The sequence below is a fragment of the Kitasatospora sp. NPDC001664 genome (genome assembly GCF_053596675.1).
Window position 1 is genome coordinate 105,169 of record NZ_JBSFGS010000021.1, and the last position, 15,735, is coordinate 120,903.

Below are 15,735 nucleotides of genomic sequence, written 5' to 3' on the forward strand. Positions count from 1 at the left end.
GGAACCGGAGCCACCCGCACGGGTGGTGGAGCCGGTCGTTCCGGTGGAGCCGGAACCCCTGGCCGTGGTGGAGCCGGTCGTCCCGGTGGAGCCGGAAGCCCCCGTCGTGGTGGAGCCGGCGGCCCTGGTGATCCCGCCGCGGCCGGTGCACCCGCCGGCGGTGCCGGCCGTGGCGCCCTCCCCGGTGGAGCCGCTGTTCCCGCAGGCCCCGGGCCTCAACTGGGCCGGGCCGGGCGACCACTGGAGCCGGGCCTGGGCGATGGACACCCTGGGCGGCGTCGCCCCGCAGGCGCCGGCCGCCGAGCCCCCGGCCGGTGCGGGGGACCCGCCGACCGCGCGGGACGTCGAACTGATCCGGGCCAGCCTGGCGGTGGTGGAGCCGCTCGCCGACCGGGCCACCGCGCACTTCTACGCGCTGATCTTCGTACACCACCCCGAGGTCCGGGCGCTCTTCCCGGCCGCCATGGACGTCCAGCGGGACCGGCTGTTCCGCTCGCTGCTGATGGCCGCCCGGAGTGCGGACGACCTGCCGGGCCTGACCGCCTACCTGACCCGGCTGGGCCAGGGGCACCGCAAGTACGGCACCCTGACGGGCCACTACGCCCCGGTCGGTGAGTGCCTGGTGGCGGCGCTGGCCAAGTACTGCGGCCCGAAGTGGGACGCGGAGACCGAGCTGGCCTGGCGCCGGGTCTACGGCCTGGTCGCCACCGTGATGTCGGAGGCGGCCGAGGCGGCGGCCCGCACCTCCCCGCCGTGGTGGCAGGCCGAGGTGGTGGGCCACCGGATGCGCACGCCGGACGTGGCGGAGCTGACGCTCCGTCCGGACCAGGCGTACCCGTACCGGGCCGGGCAGTACACCACCCTGGAGACGCCCTGGTGGCCCCGGGTCTGGCGGCCGTTCTCCTTCGCCACCGCGCCCCGGCCGGACGGGCTGCTGACCCTGCACGTCAAGGCGGTGCAGGCGGGCTGGGTGAGCAACGCGCTGGTGCACCGGGCCGCGCCGGGCGACGTGCTGCGGCTCGGCCCGGCGGCCGGGTCGATGCTGCTGGACCAGGGGGACGGGGCCGACCTGGTCTGCCTGGGCGGCGGCACCGGGATCGCCCCGGTCACCGCGCTGGTGGAGGAGCTGGTCGAGCGCGGCGGGGGCCGGCGGACGGTGGACGTCTTCTACGGCGCCCGCCGGCAGGACGGCCTGTACGAGCTGGACCGGCTGCGCGAACTGGCCGCCGGGAACCCGTGGCTGACGGTGCATCCGGTGGTCTCCGAGGAGCAGGCCGTCGGTCTGCTGGCGGGGGAGCTGCCGGACGCGGTCTCCCGCTACGGCAGCTGGGCCGGCCGGGACGCGTACCTGAGCGGCCCGGCGGCCATGGTCCGCCGGGGCGCGCGGGCGCTGGCCCGGGCCGGGGTGGCGCCGGGCCGGGTCTTCCACGACCTGGGCGAGGAGGCCTGAGGTGGCCGGCCGCCCGTCAGTGCCGTTCGGCGGCGCCCAGGTCCGGGGCGAGCAGGGCCCGGACGCCCTCCACGTTGGCCGCCAGGTAGGCGCGCAGGCTGGGCGGGACGACGTTCACCGAGGTGACGCCCTCGCGGGTGAAGGGCAGCCGGACGATCTCGTACTCGCCCCGGGGTTCGTCCACCTCGGGGCCGTGGCGGCGGGACGGGTCCATCGCGGTGAGCCGGCAGACGAAGAAGTGCTGGACCTTGACGCCGTGGGGGTGGGCCGGTGAGCCGTCCTCGTGGTGGGAGTGGGCGACCGTGTCCACGAAGGCGGGCACCACGCCCTCGACCTTGCCCCCGAGCTCCTCGTCCACCTCCCGGTGCAGGGCGGCCACCACGGTGCGGTCGGTGTCCTCCACCCCTCCGCCCGGCGTGATCCAGTACGGCCGGGCGCCGGGCCTGGTCCGCTTGATCAGCACGATCGAGGCCGGGCGGTGCGGATCGTCCGGGTCCAGCTCCAGCAGGATCGCCCGCGCGGTGCGCTTCACCACGGGACGGACGGGGCCGGTCATGACCACCTCCGGGAGGGGAGCGTTGTGGCTGAGTCTCCCGCCACCGACCACCGGTGAAACTCGTACGGACGGACGAACGGGACGGCCCGGTTCCGCCGAACGGTTGATTCGGCGTGCCCGGGCGCTTCGGGGCCGCAGCGGGCAGTCAGGCCCTTTGGATCTTCGATAGCAAGGCGGGCGCCGGAGATGCTCCTACCGGAGAGTCACATTCCGCTGGGGGTGCCTTGGATTCGAAGGTCAAAAGCCGACATTGCTCACCGGAATGATTGCAGGCATGGGCGCCCTGTGCTGCAATGAGCGCCATTCGGGCACAACTGCACTGAAACCGGGCAGGGGGCAGGGCATGACAGTGGATCAGATCACGGACGCCGCACGGAGCATACGGGGCGCCGGGTCAGCGACCGGGGGCACCCGGGAGCCGACCCTGATCGCCTCCGTCCAGCGGGCGCTGCGGCTGCTGGAGGCCGTCGGCGAGTACCGCGAGGGCGCCACCGCCAAGCAGCTGGCCCGCGCCGCCGGGCTGCCGCTGGGCACCACGTACCACCTGCTCCGCACCCTGACCCACGAGGGCTACCTGTGCCGGGTGGCCGGCCGGTTCTTCTACGGCGCCTCGGCGGACGGCATCGGCCGGGACGGCGTCCGGCGGGCCGACCGGGCCGACCTGCGCGGCCGGATGGAACAGATCGGCCAGGAGCTGGACACCGCCGTCTACTACGCCGTCTACGAGGACGGCGAGGTCAGGGTGGTCGACGTGGTCGACGCCCCGGCCCGGCCCGCGGTCGAGGAGGTGGCCGACTTCAAGGTCAGCGCCAACGCCCACGCGGTCGGCCAGTGCCTGCTCTCCCAGCTCGGCGAGGAGGACCGCCAGGACCACTTCAGCCGCCACCCGCCGGTCGGGCTCACCCCGTCCACCCTCACCGACCGCACCCTGCTGCTCCGCCGCCTGGCCGCGGCCGAGCCCAGCAGGCCGGTGCTGGAGCGTCAGCAGTACGCGCTCGGCACGGTCTGCGCCGCCGTCCCGATCACCGTCGGCTCGGCCGTCGCCACCATGGCGATCTCCCTCCCGGCGGCCCGCGCCGGGGAGTTGGCCGCGAAGGCCGAGCGGCTCCGTTCGCTGGTCGGGGCGATGTCCCCCTCGTTCGTCCACTGACCCCCTCGGGTGTGTCCGCTCACCATTTGAAAAAGCGCGTCTTGTCCAATTCGTCCCCAAAGCACCACGATGGACCCGGATGGGGACCTTGAGGACCACGACATCGAATCGCATGCCCGGCCAACCGGCGGTCCCCCTCAGCCACCGGACACCGGGCAGAACGAGAGGTACTGGCGCATGCACAGCACGGTCCAGGGCCACGTGGTGATGAACCTCGTGGTCTCGCACGAGCTCTCCTTCCGCATCGTGGTCGACCTCGACTACGACCCCGTGGACCCCTTCGCGGTCCGGTTCACCTTCCACCTCCCCGGTGACGCCCCGGTCACCTGGTACTTCGCCCGCGAGCTGCTGCTGGACGGCATCAGCCGCCCGACCGGCGAGGGGGACGTGCACATCCACCCCGTGGGCGAGGAGCTCTCCGAGGTCTGCATCGTGCTGCACTCCCCGGACGGCGACGCCCGTCTGGTCGCCTCGGCCCCGCCGCTGATCGCCTTCCTGGCCCGGACCGACCGGCTGGTGCCGATGGGCCAGGAGCCGACCGGCAGCGAGCTGGACGAGGAGCTGGCCGCGATCCTGGCCAAGGGCTGCGAGAACCTCGGCTGACGCCGCTGCTCCCGACAGCACGAAGGGCCCACCGCCTCGCCGACGGTGGGCCCTCGTGCGTCCGGCGGCGCGTCAGTCGTCGTCGCCGAAGGCCAGGTTGAGGCCCCAGGAGACCAGGCTGATGATCAGCGAGCCGAGCAGCGCGGCCCAGAACCCGTCCACGTGGAAGTCCAGGCTCAGCTTGTCCGAGGCCCAGGAGGTCAGCCAGAGCATCAGGGCGTTGATCACGAAGGTGATCAGCCCCAGGGTGAGGATGAACAGCGGCAGCGAGAACAGCTTGACCAGCGGCTTGATCAGGAAGTTCACCACCCCGAAGACCAGGGCGACCAGGATCACCGTCACGGTCTTGCTCTGCCAGTCGTCCCCGGACAGCGTGATGCCGGACACGATCCAGGCGGCCACCCAGATGGCGGCCGCGTTGATCAGCGTCTTGATGACGAAGTTCTTCATGGTCCCGAGCCTGGCAGGCCGCCGGGCCGGGCGGAAGCTCTCCGGCCGCATGTTGTTCAATGTGGCCATCACAACAGGAGGGTGGCCCCGTGAAGGTCTTCCGGCTGGACCGGCTCGACACCGAGCGCACCGAGGGCGGCGGCGCCTACCTGCGCTTCCTGAAGGAGCGTCACATGTCCGCCGGGCTCTACGCGCTCTCCCCCGGCGAGACCGACACCCAGACCGCGCACGCCCAGGACGAGCTCTACCAGGTGATCAGCGGCCGGGCCGAGCTCACCGTCGGCGGCGAGACCACCACCGTCGGCCGGGGCAGCGTGGTCTACGTCCCGGCCGGGACGCCGCACCGCTTCCACCACGTCACCGAGGAGCTCCGGGTGCTGGTGGTGTTCTCCCCGCCGGAGGACTGACGGGCCGTCCGGAACGCTCCGGGTAGGGTCGGCCGAGGCCCGACCCCGTACGGCAGGAGCAGCAGCGATGACCTTCACCGAGGACCTCTGGTCGGCGATCGAGCCGATCCACGCCGAGATCCTGGCGCACCCCTTCATCTCCGGACTGACCGACGGCACCCTGCCGCGGGACGCCTTCCGCCACTTCGTGGTCCAGGACTCGCACTACCTGCGGGACTACGCCCGGGCGCTGGCCGTCTGCGCCGCCAAGGCCCCCGACGAGGAGGGCGTGCGGGCCTTCGCCGCCGACGCGGTCGGCGCCATCGCCGCCGAGCAGGAGATGCACGCCGACTTCCTCTCCGCCTTCGGCGAGCGCGCCGAGGAGGCCGCCGCCGAGCCGGTCCTGCCCACCACCCGGGCCTACACCAGCTACCTGCTGGCCACCGTCTACGGCGGCTCCTTCGCCGAGGCGGTCGGCGCGGTGCTCCCCTGCTACTGGATCTACGCCCGGGTCGGCGAGCAGCTGCTCGCCTCCTCCTCCCCCGACCCGCTCTACGCCAAGTGGATCGCCACCTACGGGGACGAGGCCTTCCAGTCCGTGGTCCGCCGGGTGCTGGAGCTGACGGACCGTCTGGGCGAGCAGCTCGCCCCGGCCGAGCGGGCCCGGGTGGTGGAGCACTTCGTGACCACCTCGCGCTACGAGTGGATGTTCTGGGACGCCGCCTGGCGTCGGGAGACCTGGCCGGTCTGAGCCCTCCCCGGGTAGGGGGTCGTCCCTCCCGGACCTAGGGGGCATCTCCGGGTTCTCTCCGGGCTCGAACCCCTCGGAAGCCGTGCTCCGGCCCGGTACGTTCTAAGTATCGAAGCAACGGGACGCGACGGACCAGCCGTCACCGGCCCGAGGGGAGAGAAGGAACGGACATGGCTGAGCTCTGGAAGTCGCTGCCCTCGTGGGTGCGCAACATCGTCGTCCCGATCGTCGCGGTGATCCTCGCCTGGAACCTGATCTTGTTCGTCGTCGGTGCGGTGACCTCGCTGCTCGCCTTCCTGTTCAAGGCACTGGTGGTGGTCGGCGTCGCGGCCGGCGTGGTGATCCTGGTGAAGAAGGCCGCCAAGAGCTGACGGCGGCGCGAACCCGGAACGGCCCGGCCCCTCACGGGGGCCGGGCCGTTCGCCGTGCGGGGCGGAAGTGACGGAAGGCGTCCGGGGAGACGCCGTGACGCCCCTGACCTGTCCGCATGCCGAACAGACCGTCAGGTCCGCTCTGGACCATCCGGGACCTGACCGCTACGGTGATGGACGTCTTGTTGCAGGCAAACCGCCTGTGGACACGGGAGCTCGGAGCACCGGGCTGAGAGGGCGCTGAAAGGTACGTGCGAGCCGCGTACCGACCGCTGCGTCGACCGCAGGAACCTGACCGGGTAATGCCGGCGTAGGGAGATAGAGGTCTCATGACCACGTTCGACGCACAGCAGAAGTCTGCCCCGGCCCAGGTGGAGAGCGCGGTCACCAGCGCCACCACCGGCTACCCGACCCCGGCATGGCGCAAGGCCTACCGCGACGGATCCCGCCCCGACCTGCGGGTGCCGTTCAAGGAGGTCGTCCTCACCAACGGCAAGTCCGTTCCGCTGTACGACACCTCGGGTCCGTACACCGACCCCTCCTACCAGCCCGACGTGCGCCGGGGCCTGCCCGCGCTGCGCGACGCCTGGATCCGCCAGCGCGGCGACGTCGAGGAGTACGAGGGCCGCGAGGCCCGCCCGGAGGACGACGGCATCAAGCACACCTCGCCGCGCGGCGGGAACCTGCGCAACCTGGACGCGGTCTTCCCCGGCCGCCCGCGCCGCCCGCTGCGCGGGCGCGAGGGCGTCGCGGTGACCCAACTCGCCTACGCGAAGCGGGGGATCGTCACCCCGGAGATGGAGTTCGTGGCGCTGCGGGAGGGCATGGACCCGGAGTACGTCCGCTCCGAGGTGGCCCGCGGCCGCGCGGTCATCCCGCTGAACGTGAACCACCCCGAGGTGGAGCCGTCGATCATCGGCACCAACTTCCTGGTGAAGATCAACGCCAACATCGGCAACTCCGCCGTCACCTCCTCGATCGAGGAGGAGGTGGAGAAGATGACCTGGGCCACCCGCTGGGGCGCCGACACCGTCATGGACCTCTCCACCGGGCGGAACATCCACACCACCCGCGAGTGGATCCTGCGCAACTCGCCGGTGCCGATCGGCACCGTGCCGCTGTACCAGGCGCTGGAGAAGGTGGACGGCAAGGCCGAGGAGCTGAACTGGGAGGTCTACCGGGACACGATCATCGAGCAGTGCGAGCAGGGCGTGGACTACATGACGGTGCACGCCGGCGTGCTGCTCCGCTACGTCCCCCTGACGGCCCGTCGGAAGACCGGCATCGTCTCGCGCGGCGGCTCGATCATGGCGGCCTGGTGCCTGGCGCACCACCAGGAGAACTTCCTCTACACCAACTTCGAGGAGCTCTGCGACATCCTGGCCCGCTACGACGTCACCTTCTCGCTGGGTGACGGCCTGCGGCCGGGCTCCACCGCGGACGCCAACGACGAGGCGCAGTTCGCCGAGCTGCAGACCCTCGGCGAGCTGGGCCGGATCGCCCGCGAGCGGGACGTCCAGGTGATGATCGAGGGCCCCGGCCACGTCGCGATGAACAAGATCAAGGAGAACATGGATCTCCAGAAGGAGATCTGCGACGAGGCGCCGTTCTACACCCTCGGCCCGCTCACCACGGACGTGGCCCCCGGCTACGACCACATCACCTCGGGCATCGGCGCGGCCATGATCGCCTGGTGGGGCACCGCGATGCTCTGCTACGTCACGCCCAAGGAGCACCTGGGCCTGCCCAACCGGGACGACGTCAAGACCGGCGTGATCACCTACAAGATCGCCGCCCACGCCGCCGACCTGGCCAAGGGCCACCCCGGCGCCTCCGCCTGGGACGACGCGCTCTCCGACGCCCGCTTCGAGTTCCGCTGGGAGGACCAGTTCAACCTGGCCCTCGACCCGGAGACGGCCCGCGCCTTCCACGACGAGACGCTGCCCGCCGAGCCGGCCAAGACCGCGCACTTCTGCTCCATGTGCGGCCCGAAGTTCTGCTCGATGAAGATCTCGCAGAAGATCCGCGACGAGCACGGCGACGGCTCCAGTGCCGTGGCCACCGACTTCGACGCCGAGGCGCTGGCCGGCATGCAGGCCAAGTCCGAGGAGTTCGCCGCCGCCGGCAACCGGGTCTACCTCCCGCTGGCCGACTGACCCGTCGTCACCCGAACCGCGCTGCTCCGGGGGGAGGAGGGGACTCCCCGGGGCGGCGCTCCGGCCGGTGGGGCCACCGGCCCCCGGCCGGGCCGCCGGGGGCCGGTCAGGCGGGGATGCTCTCGTAGTGCACCGGGCGGCACGGGTCGGCGAGCAGGTAGCCGTCGGGGGAGACGTTCAGCGGGCCGTCCTCGATCAGGCCGCGCTGGAGCGCGCGGTAGCCGGCCTGGAAGCGGCTGGTGGCGTCGAGCTCCTGCATGATCTCGGCGATGTGCTTGCGGCAGGTGCGCACCGACATGCCGAGCGAGCGGGCGATCACCTCGTCCTTGAGGCCGTCGGCCATCAGCCGGAGCACGGTGCGCTTGGCGCTGCTCAGGCCGGAGTCGGCCGGCCGGTGCGGGCGGTGCGGGGTGAGGAAGGGATTGCTCCAGCGCCAGACCCGTTCGAAGTCGTCGGCGAGCAGCCCGACCAGGGTGGGTTCGCGGATCAGCAGTGCCCGTTCGGGGTGCTCCCGGTCGCCGACGAAGGCCGTCTCCCGGTCGAAGATGATCATTCGGGTGAAGTCCTCCCCGAAGATCCGGACCTCCGCGCCCTTGCGGGTGACCTCGTGGACGTAGTCCCTGGTCGGCCCGGAGAAGGCGGCGGTGTGCTGGTAGATCGTCCGCATCCGCAGGCCGCGCTGGAGCATCGCGAGCGCGCGAGGGGTGGCCTCGACCAGCATCTCGCGCTGGCGCCCGCCGCCGGGCTGGGCGGTCAGGATCTCCTGCCGGCACCGGGCGCTCGCCGCGTCCAGCGCGGTGCGCACCGCGCCCAGGTCCTCCAGCACCTCGATCGAGGTGGTCGACGGCTCGGGTGCGGTGCTGTGCTCCTCGTACACCGGGAGCAGCGCGGTGAGCTCCTCGCGGACCCGGGTGATGTCCAACTTCTGTAGCAGGATGGACATTTCGACCGGGGCGATCAGGTTGGTGAGGGCGGTGGAGGGGTGCACCGCGGCCCAGCCGTCGGCCTGGGGCTGGAGCAGGTGCATGGCCACCAGTCCGTCCACCAGGGTGCCGGCCTCGGACTCGGTGACCCCGGCGACCTCGGCGGCCGAGGAGAGGGTGAGGGTGCCGGTCTCCAGGGCCAGCCGGTAGATGGCCACGCTGGTGGAGCTGAGCGATGGCAGGAGCGGGGCGGGTCCGGCGTTCGGCAAGATCACGATGTCAACCTCGTGTGGTGGGGGCGACTCGGTTGCTGGTCGAGGCAGTTCGCATGCTGGTGGGCGAGCTGCGGATTACTGCAACTATCCGTGAGATGGCCGGAGTTGTGTCACCTCCAGGGGAAGCCTTAACACGGCCTTCATACTCCGTGGACGAATCGCAGAGAAATCACCGACTTGAGGTAGTCCGGGGCATGGTGTCCGAGGTCTCCCCTCACCTTGCTGCAGTTCAGGTTCATGCGACCCCGAAGTACTCCCGGATCGGCCCGGGGTTCGCCCAAGCTGATGTTCCAAGCGTTCCCCAACCCGGCGAAAGCGAGGCAGAACATGCGCCCATTCCGTCACTTCCTCCTGCGGCTCGCGGCCCTGGCCGTCGTCGCGGCGGGCACCGTCTCCCTCCTTCCCGGGGACCCGGGCTGGGGCTGACCGGTCGTCAGCCCGGCTGCCCGAACCGTCCGCACACCGAGTCCGGCAAGAGGAGAGAGCACGAGATGACCGACGTGACGGAGCACCAGCCGCATGTGGTGGCAGGCCTGCCGCCCGCAGCCCGGCTGGGGCTCGACTTCGACGTCGACCGACTGGCCGCCGACGTCGCGGAGCTGCGCCGGCGGGCCTGGAGCCTGCAGCGCACCTACGGCGCCGACGGCGTGATCGGTGAGGCGCCGATCGACTGGCGGGTGCTGCCGCTGCGCAGCCCCGGCGGCGACCCGGACCGCACCGACCCGGGTGGCCCCGGGCTGGTGGACTTCGCCCCGACCGAGTGGCTGGCCCAGGCCCCGTACCTGGCCGAGGTGTTGGAGACCATCCCGGCGGAGATCCGCAGCGCCCGCCTGATGGCGCTCGGCCCCGGCGCGGCCTCGGCCGAGCACTACGACAACAAGTACGGCGTCGCCTGGGGCACCGCCCGGGTGCACGTCCCGATCCTCACCCACTCCGAGGCCCGGATGTACATCGCGGGCGAACTCCAGCAGTGGCAGCCGGGCACCTTCTGGTTCGGCGACTTCAGCCGCACCCACAAGGTGGAGAACTCCGGCACCGAGACCCGGGTCCACCTGGTGATCGACACCCTGCCGAGCAAGGAGCTGTTCGCGCTCTTCCCGGACGCGGTGCGAGAGGCGGTCGACCCGGCCGACATCGTCTTCGACCGGGGCCGCAAGCCGCTCACCGAGGCCGAGTCCGAGGCCGTGCTGGTCAGCTTCGACCTGCCCGCCTCGTTCGCCAACTGGGAGGAGGAGGAAGGCGAGTTCCTGCGTCCGCAGGAGCAGCTGGCGGCCGCCGTCGAGCGGGACGGCGAGCACCTGGTGCTGACCCTGGCGGGCAAGCCGGAGTTCCGGCTGGTGCACCTGGACGGCCTGGAGTTCCGCTTCGCGGGCTGGACCGAGGAGCGCACCGTGCAGGTCGTCCCGGACGGCGACACCCCGCGGGTGGTGCTGCGCACCCGCAAGGGCGCCGAGGTGCAGCAGACGGAGCTGGCTGCCCGTCGCGGCTGACCCGCCGTCACGCACGGCTGGGCCACGGGCCGGCCGCCCTCAGAGACAGGACCCCACCGGTATGACACTCACCTCGGCCTTCGCCGACTTCCGGGGCGGAATCCCCGCCGACGACTGGAACACCCTGGCCGCCGACCGGCTCTACTCCTCCGCGGACTGGCTCCGGTTCTGCGCGACCGACATCGGCGGGACCACCACCACCGGCGGGCTGCACGTGGCCGTGGGGGAGGAGGGCACCGCGGCGGTGCCGGTCACCGCCGTCGAGCACGAGCCCAACTCCTTCTACCAGTGGGAGTCCCACCTGGAGCCGCTCGGACTCTCCGGCGGCGGGGCGGCCGGCCTGCTGCTCGGCCAGCGCCGCGGCTACCAGACCCACCTGTTGGCCTCCTCCGGCCTCGGGCGGGACCGGGCCGCCGCGGCGCTGTACGAGCAGATCCAGAAGCTCCGGTCGGACCTGGCCGGATCGGAGCTGCTGCCCTCCTCCGCCGGGGACCGGCCGGTGCCGGCCTTCGGCCTCTTCCTGACCACCGAGGACGTGCTGGCGCTGCGGGCCGCGGGGGCCGCCGGGCCGCCGCTGCTGCTGGCGGCGGACGCCTGGATCCCGATCCCCGAGGGCAGTTGGACGGAGTGGCTGCACGGCCTGCCGTCCAAGCGCCGCACCGACATGGTCCGACGGGACGTCAAGCGCTTCGAGGAGGCGGGCTACCGGATCACCGACTCCACCCTGGGCGAGTCCGCCCGGGTGGCGGCCGAACTGCTGGTCGGCACCCAGGCCCGGTACGGGCACGGCGCCGATCCGGAGGTGCTCACCGAGTCGTTCCGCCGGCAGGCGGCCGCGATGGGTGACGCCGCCCGGGTGGCGTTCTGCGGCCGGGAGGGCGAACCGCCGGTCGGCTTCTGCCTCTACTACGTCTGGGGCGACACCACCTACCTGCGGGCGGCCGGCTTCGACTACGGACGGCTGCAGGACGCCTGCGAGTACTTCAACACCGTCTACTACGCGCCGATCCGGGCCGCGGCGGCGGCCGGCTGCCGCTGGGTGCACGCCGGGATCGAGGCGGCCGACGCCAAGGCCCTGCGCGGTGCCGAGCTGCGGCCGCTCTGGCTGCTCGACCTGGCCGGGGACAGCCCGCTGGCCGCGCACGACGCGACGTTCCGGGCGCACAACGCGGCCGAGCTGGCCAAGCTCACCGGAGCCTCCGGGGCGGTTGCCAAGGCGCTGGTGGGCGAGAGCTTCGCCCCGTTCTGCTGACCTGCGGTCACCCTTCCACCTCCGTTTCCGAACTCGCCCGATGGGATCGTCATGCCCTCCGAACTCCCGCGCCGGACCCAGGCGTTGGTCATCTCGCCGGACTTCGGCCGATTCTGGCTCGGCCAGGCGCTGGCCAATCTGGCGGGCAAGGGCATCACCCTGCTGATCCCGCTGGTGGCCGTGGTCGCCCTGGACGCCGGCCCGGCCGAGGTCGGCCTCCTGAACGCGGCGCAGTTCCTGCCGCTGCTGGTGTTCACCCTGTTCGCCGGGGCCTGGCTGAGCGGCCGTCCGCACCGCCCGGTGCTGATCGCCGCGCACACCGCCAACGCGGTGCTGCTGGCCCTCGTCCCCCTGGTCACCGCGCTCGGCGGCCTCGACATCCGGCTGCTCTACGCGGTGGTCTTCGCGATCGGCGCGATCACCTGCTTCGCCGACGTCTGCGCCCTCGCCTACGCCCCGGCGCTGGTGGACGGCGAGCGGCTGGTGGTGGCCAACAGCAGGCTGGAGACCACCTACGCACTGGCCACCGTGGCCGCGCCCGGGCTGGGCGGCATCCTGCTGGGCGCGCTCGGCGGCTCGCTCTCGCTCTCCCTCGGGGTGGCGGCCTACCTGCTGGCGGTGGTCTCCTTCACGCTGATCCGGCACCGGGCGGCCCCGGCCGCCGCGGCGGGGGCGGCGGCCCCCCGGGCCGGGATCGTCCGGCTCGTCCGGGAGGGCCTGGCGTTCTCCTGGCGGGTGCCGCTGCTGCGCCGGCTCACCCTCCAGGCGGCCTGGTTCAACCTCTTCGAGCAGGCCGTGCTCACCCTCTACCTGGTCTACGCCGTCAAGGAGTTGGGCTTCTCCCCCGGCCTGCTCGGGATCACGATGATGATCGGCGGGGCGGGCTCGGTGCTCGGCTCGATGGCCGCCTCCCGGATCGGCCGCAGGCTCGGCGCGGCCCGCACCCTGATCGCCGGGATCGGCCTGGCCTCGGCCGGACCGCTGGTCTTCCCGCTGGTCTCCGGCCCGGTCTGGCTGACCGCCGCGCTCTGCACCGCCTCCTTCGTGGTCTACGGCTTCGGCCTGACCGTCTTCAACATCTTCAGTCTGACGGCCCGTCAGCGCACCACCACCGAGGAGTTGCTGGCCCCGGCCTCGGCCACCAACCGCTTCGTGGCCTTCGGCACCATCGGCATCGGCGCCGCCCTCGGCGGCGCGGCCGGCAGCGGGCTGGGCCTGCGGCCCGCCCTGTGGGTGGCGGCGGTGGCCCTGCTGCTCGGCTGGCTGGTCTTCGCGGTCACCCTGCTCCGCTCCGGCTCGGACGGCGAGGGCGGGCGGCACGAGGACCCGGCCGCCGCCCGGGACGCCGTCCCGGCCGCCGCCTGACGGGACCCGCCGCCCGACGAGACCCGCACCCGTACCGAGGCCGGCGGCGGACCCCACCCGCCCCGGCCCCCCTCTGACCCACGGAGTGACGAATCATCATGCCTTCCGACCACCGGACCGAACCGCCCGAGAACCGTCCCGACGCCCTGCTGCTGATGGGCGACCTGGTGGTGCTGGCCCGTCAGGGCCGCCTGATCACCGACGCCGTCCGGCGTGGCCTGGCACCGATCGCGGTGGTCAGCCCGGACACCGACCAGGACCGGCTGGCCGCGCTGCGGGCCGATCCGGCCAGTCCGCTGGCCGGGCTGGCCGAGGTGGTGCGGGTGGCCGACGCCAAGCCGTCCACCGTGGCCCCGGCGGTGGCGCCGCTGCTGCACCGCTACCGGGTGCGCGGGGTGATCTCGGTCGGCGAGGTCTTCGTCGAGCCGGTCGGGGTGCTGGCCGACGCGCTCGGCCTGCCCGGCACGGGCTCGGCCGCCGCACTGATCTGCCGGGACAAGCTGCTCCAGCGGATCGCCGCCCCGGCTTACGCCCCGGCCTGGCGGACCGTCCCGGCCGAGGACCGGGCCACCTTCACCCTGCCGGCCGGCGAGTTCCCGGTCGTGGTCAAGCCGGCCGGCCGGTTCTACAGCTCGGGGGTGCGGATGGTGCACACCCAGGCGGAGCTGACCGAGGCGCTGGGCGCACTGGCCGGGCACGAGACGGCGCTGGTGGAGGCCCGGGTGAGCGGGCCCGAGTACTCCGTCGAGGCGCTGGTGCAGGGCGGCGAGGTGATCTGGTCCGGCGTCACCGGGAAGGAGAGCAACGAGGCCGGCGGCCGCTACTTCACCGAGGTCGAGCACACCTCGCCGGCCGAGCTGGACGAGGAGGCCCGGGAGGCGCTGGTCGCGGCCAACCGCGAGGTGCTCCGGCTGGTCGGCCTGCGGGACGGCATCACGCACGCCGAGTACCGGTACACCGAGCGCGGCGTGGTGCTGATGGAGGTGGCCGCCCGGCTGCCCGGCGACGGCATCACCTTCCTCTGGGAGCTGGCCACCGGCCAGGGCGTCGAGCCGGTGATGCTCGACCTGGCGCTCGGTCTCCCGGCCTCGTACCCGCAGCCCCGGCGGCGGGCCCGGCAGCACTTCCTGGAGCACGGGCACGGCGTGCTGGCGGACGTCACCGCCGAGGGCGCCGAGGTGTACTGGACCGCCCGGGACGACCGCTGGCCGTCCTTCGCCCCGCTCGCCGCCGACGCCCCGGCCGCGCTGCACGCGGTGCTGACCGGCCGCCGACCCGGTGACCTGCTCGGCCCGCAGGTGGACTCCGGCCACCGCTCCGCCTCGCTGATCCTGGACGCCCCGCTGGGCGAGCCGATCGCCCAGGCCACCAAGACCTTCGCCGAGCAGGTCCGGGTCGTCGTCGACCCGGCACCGGCCGGCTGACCCCCGGTCGGAACCGGACCGGTCGACACCCGGTCCGCCCGAACCACCACTACCCGACGAACACAGAGGAGAGGAACCATGTCAGCCACCACAACCGCCCCCGCCTGCCTGGTCTGTGACAGCCCGATCGAGGTCCAGCCCGGCTGGGAGGTCGGCGAGATCCTGGAGTGCGGGGCCTGCGGCCAGGAGCACGAAGTGGTCGAGAAGACCGACGCCACCGTGAAGGTCGAGCTGGCCCCCGAGGTCGAAGAGGACTGGGGCGAGTGAGCCGGGAGGCGGCCGACATCCTGCTCTCGCTCACCATGCTGCGGCCGGAGGAGCGGCTGCTGCTGGACGCCCTGCGGTCCCGCGGCGTGACCGTGCGCACCGCGCTCCCGCCGGACTTGGCGGGCGTGCTGTCCGGGCGGGAGGCGGCGCCCCGGCTGGTGGTGCTGCGCAATCTCTCGCACCGGGAGGCGATCGGCACCGCGCGCCGGCTGGAGCAGGCCGGTGTGCCCACCTTCAACTCGGCCGCCGCCATCGAGGTCTGCAACGACAAGGGCCTGCAGGCCCTGATGCTGGCCCGGCACGGCATCGCGCACCCGCGCTCGCTGCACGCCTTCACCCACGACCAGGTCCGGGAGGCGGTCGAGGAGCTGGGCTGGCCCTCGGTGGTCAAGCCGGTGAGCGGCTCCTGGGGCCGGGGCGTGGTCCGGCTGGTGGACGAGGAGTGCCTGGACGTCTGGACCGGGGCCCGCGAGTCGGTGGACGCGACCGGGAAGCTCTTCCCGGTGCTGGTCCAGCAGTACGTCGAGAAGCCGGGCCACGACCTGCGGGTGGTGGTGGTCGGCCGGGAGCCGGTGGTCGCCTTCCGCCGGGTCTCCGAGGACTGGCGGACCAACACCCACCTCGGCGCCCAGGTCGAACGGGCCGAGCTGACCGAGGAGATGGCCAAGCTCTGCCTGGCCGTGGTGGACCAGCTCGGCGAGGGGTTCTACGGGGTCGACCTGATCGAGGACCGGGAGACCGGTGAGACCGCCGTGCTGGAGGTCAACGCCAACCCGGAGTTCGCCAAGTCCTCGGCCCTGCACGGCGTGGACGTGGCCGGCCGGCTGGCCGACCACCTCGCCGCTTCGCTGCCCGGCTGACCGGCC

General features: G+C 72.7%; 16 protein-coding genes. 13 read left to right on the forward strand and 3 right to left on the reverse strand.

The window, feature by feature from the left end:
* Window positions 1–43: 43 nt before the first annotated feature.
* Window positions 44–1,450, forward strand: a complete 1,407-nt coding sequence (locus ACWCYY_RS27390; protein ID WP_449797548.1) for a globin domain-containing protein — start codon at window positions 44–46, stop codon at window positions 1,448–1,450.
* Between the two features lie 16 nt (window positions 1,451–1,466).
* On the opposite strand, the gene ACWCYY_RS27395 is transcribed toward ACWCYY_RS27390, so the two are convergent.
* Window positions 1,467–2,006 (reverse strand): NUDIX hydrolase, encoded by a 540-nt coding sequence (locus ACWCYY_RS27395; protein WP_345288876.1) that lies wholly within the window; start codon window positions 2,004–2,006, stop codon window positions 1,467–1,469.
* Window positions 2,007–2,349: 343 nt separating this feature from the next.
* On the opposite strand from ACWCYY_RS27395, the gene ACWCYY_RS27400 reads away from it, so the two are divergent.
* Together ACWCYY_RS27400 and ACWCYY_RS27405 are read left to right on the forward strand one after the other, a co-directional pair.
* Window positions 2,350–3,156 (forward strand): IclR family transcriptional regulator, encoded by an 807-nt coding sequence (locus tag ACWCYY_RS27400; protein ID WP_345288877.1) that lies wholly within the window; start codon window positions 2,350–2,352, stop codon window positions 3,154–3,156.
* 177 nt (window positions 3,157–3,333) lie between these two features.
* Window positions 3,334–3,759: an SsgA family sporulation/cell division regulator gene (locus tag ACWCYY_RS27405; protein ID WP_345288878.1), complete on the forward strand. Its 426-nt coding sequence runs from the start codon at window positions 3,334–3,336 to the stop codon at window positions 3,757–3,759.
* A 72-nt stretch (window positions 3,760–3,831) separates the two neighbouring features.
* Here ACWCYY_RS27405 and ACWCYY_RS27410 read toward each other — a convergent pair whose 3' ends face one another.
* On the reverse strand, window positions 3,832–4,209 hold the full coding sequence (locus ACWCYY_RS27410; RefSeq protein ID WP_345288879.1) for a phage holin family protein: 378 nt from the start codon (window positions 4,207–4,209) through the stop codon (window positions 3,832–3,834).
* Window positions 4,210–4,298: 89 nt separating this feature from the next.
* On the opposite strand from ACWCYY_RS27410, the gene ACWCYY_RS27415 reads away from it, so the two are divergent.
* The 4 genes from ACWCYY_RS27415 (at window position 4,299) to thiC (ending at window position 7,873) form a co-directional block, all read left to right on the forward strand.
* Window positions 4,299–4,616 carry a cupin domain-containing protein gene (locus ACWCYY_RS27415; RefSeq protein WP_449797549.1) on the forward strand — a complete coding sequence of 106 codons (318 nt, stop codon included), beginning with the start codon at window positions 4,299–4,301 and terminating at the stop codon, window positions 4,614–4,616.
* Window positions 4,617–4,683: 67 nt separating this feature from the next.
* Window positions 4,684–5,346: a thiaminase II gene (tenA, locus tag ACWCYY_RS27420; protein ID WP_345288881.1), complete on the forward strand. Its 663-nt coding sequence runs from the start codon at window positions 4,684–4,686 to the stop codon at window positions 5,344–5,346.
* Between the two features lie 170 nt (window positions 5,347–5,516).
* Window positions 5,517–5,717, forward strand: coding sequence for a DUF5326 family protein (locus tag ACWCYY_RS27425; RefSeq protein WP_345288883.1), 201 nt, complete (start codon window positions 5,517–5,519; stop codon window positions 5,715–5,717).
* Window positions 5,718–6,046: 329 nt separating this feature from the next.
* Window positions 6,047–7,873, forward strand: coding sequence for a phosphomethylpyrimidine synthase ThiC (thiC, locus tag ACWCYY_RS27430; RefSeq protein WP_449797550.1), 1,827 nt, complete (start codon window positions 6,047–6,049; stop codon window positions 7,871–7,873).
* Window positions 7,874–7,979: 106 nt separating this feature from the next.
* Here thiC and ACWCYY_RS27435 read toward each other — a convergent pair whose 3' ends face one another.
* Window positions 7,980–9,071: a helix-turn-helix transcriptional regulator gene (locus tag ACWCYY_RS27435; protein ID WP_345288902.1), complete on the reverse strand. Its 1,092-nt coding sequence runs from the start codon at window positions 9,069–9,071 to the stop codon at window positions 7,980–7,982.
* A 491-nt stretch (window positions 9,072–9,562) separates the two neighbouring features.
* Here ACWCYY_RS27435 and ACWCYY_RS27440 point away from each other — a divergent pair, with 491 nt between their 5' ends.
* The 6 genes from ACWCYY_RS27440 (at window position 9,563) to ACWCYY_RS27465 (ending at window position 15,729) form a co-directional block, all read left to right on the forward strand.
* Window positions 9,563–10,561: an aspartyl/asparaginyl beta-hydroxylase domain-containing protein gene (locus ACWCYY_RS27440; protein ID WP_345288903.1), complete on the forward strand. Its 999-nt coding sequence runs from the start codon at window positions 9,563–9,565 to the stop codon at window positions 10,559–10,561.
* A 61-nt stretch (window positions 10,562–10,622) separates the two neighbouring features.
* Window positions 10,623–11,813 carry a GNAT family N-acetyltransferase gene (locus tag ACWCYY_RS27445; RefSeq protein ID WP_449797551.1) on the forward strand — a complete coding sequence of 397 codons (1,191 nt, stop codon included), beginning with the start codon at window positions 10,623–10,625 and terminating at the stop codon, window positions 11,811–11,813.
* Window positions 11,814–11,864: 51 nt separating this feature from the next.
* Window positions 11,865–13,178 carry an MFS transporter gene (locus tag ACWCYY_RS27450; RefSeq protein ID WP_449797552.1) on the forward strand — a complete coding sequence of 438 codons (1,314 nt, stop codon included), beginning with the start codon at window positions 11,865–11,867 and terminating at the stop codon, window positions 13,176–13,178.
* A 98-nt stretch (window positions 13,179–13,276) separates the two neighbouring features.
* Window positions 13,277–14,602, forward strand: coding sequence for an ATP-grasp domain-containing protein (locus tag ACWCYY_RS27455; RefSeq protein ID WP_345288907.1), 1,326 nt, complete (start codon window positions 13,277–13,279; stop codon window positions 14,600–14,602).
* 78 nt (window positions 14,603–14,680) lie between these two features.
* Window positions 14,681–14,869, forward strand: coding sequence for a lysine biosynthesis protein LysW (locus ACWCYY_RS27460; RefSeq protein WP_345288908.1), 189 nt, complete (start codon window positions 14,681–14,683; stop codon window positions 14,867–14,869).
* A complete protein-coding gene (locus ACWCYY_RS27465; RefSeq protein ID WP_449797553.1) occupies window positions 14,866–15,729 on the forward strand; it encodes a RimK family alpha-L-glutamate ligase in 864 nt (287 codons plus the stop codon). The genes ACWCYY_RS27460 and ACWCYY_RS27465 overlap by 4 nt, the downstream gene beginning before the upstream one ends.
* The last annotated feature ends 6 nt before the right edge of the window (window positions 15,730–15,735 follow it).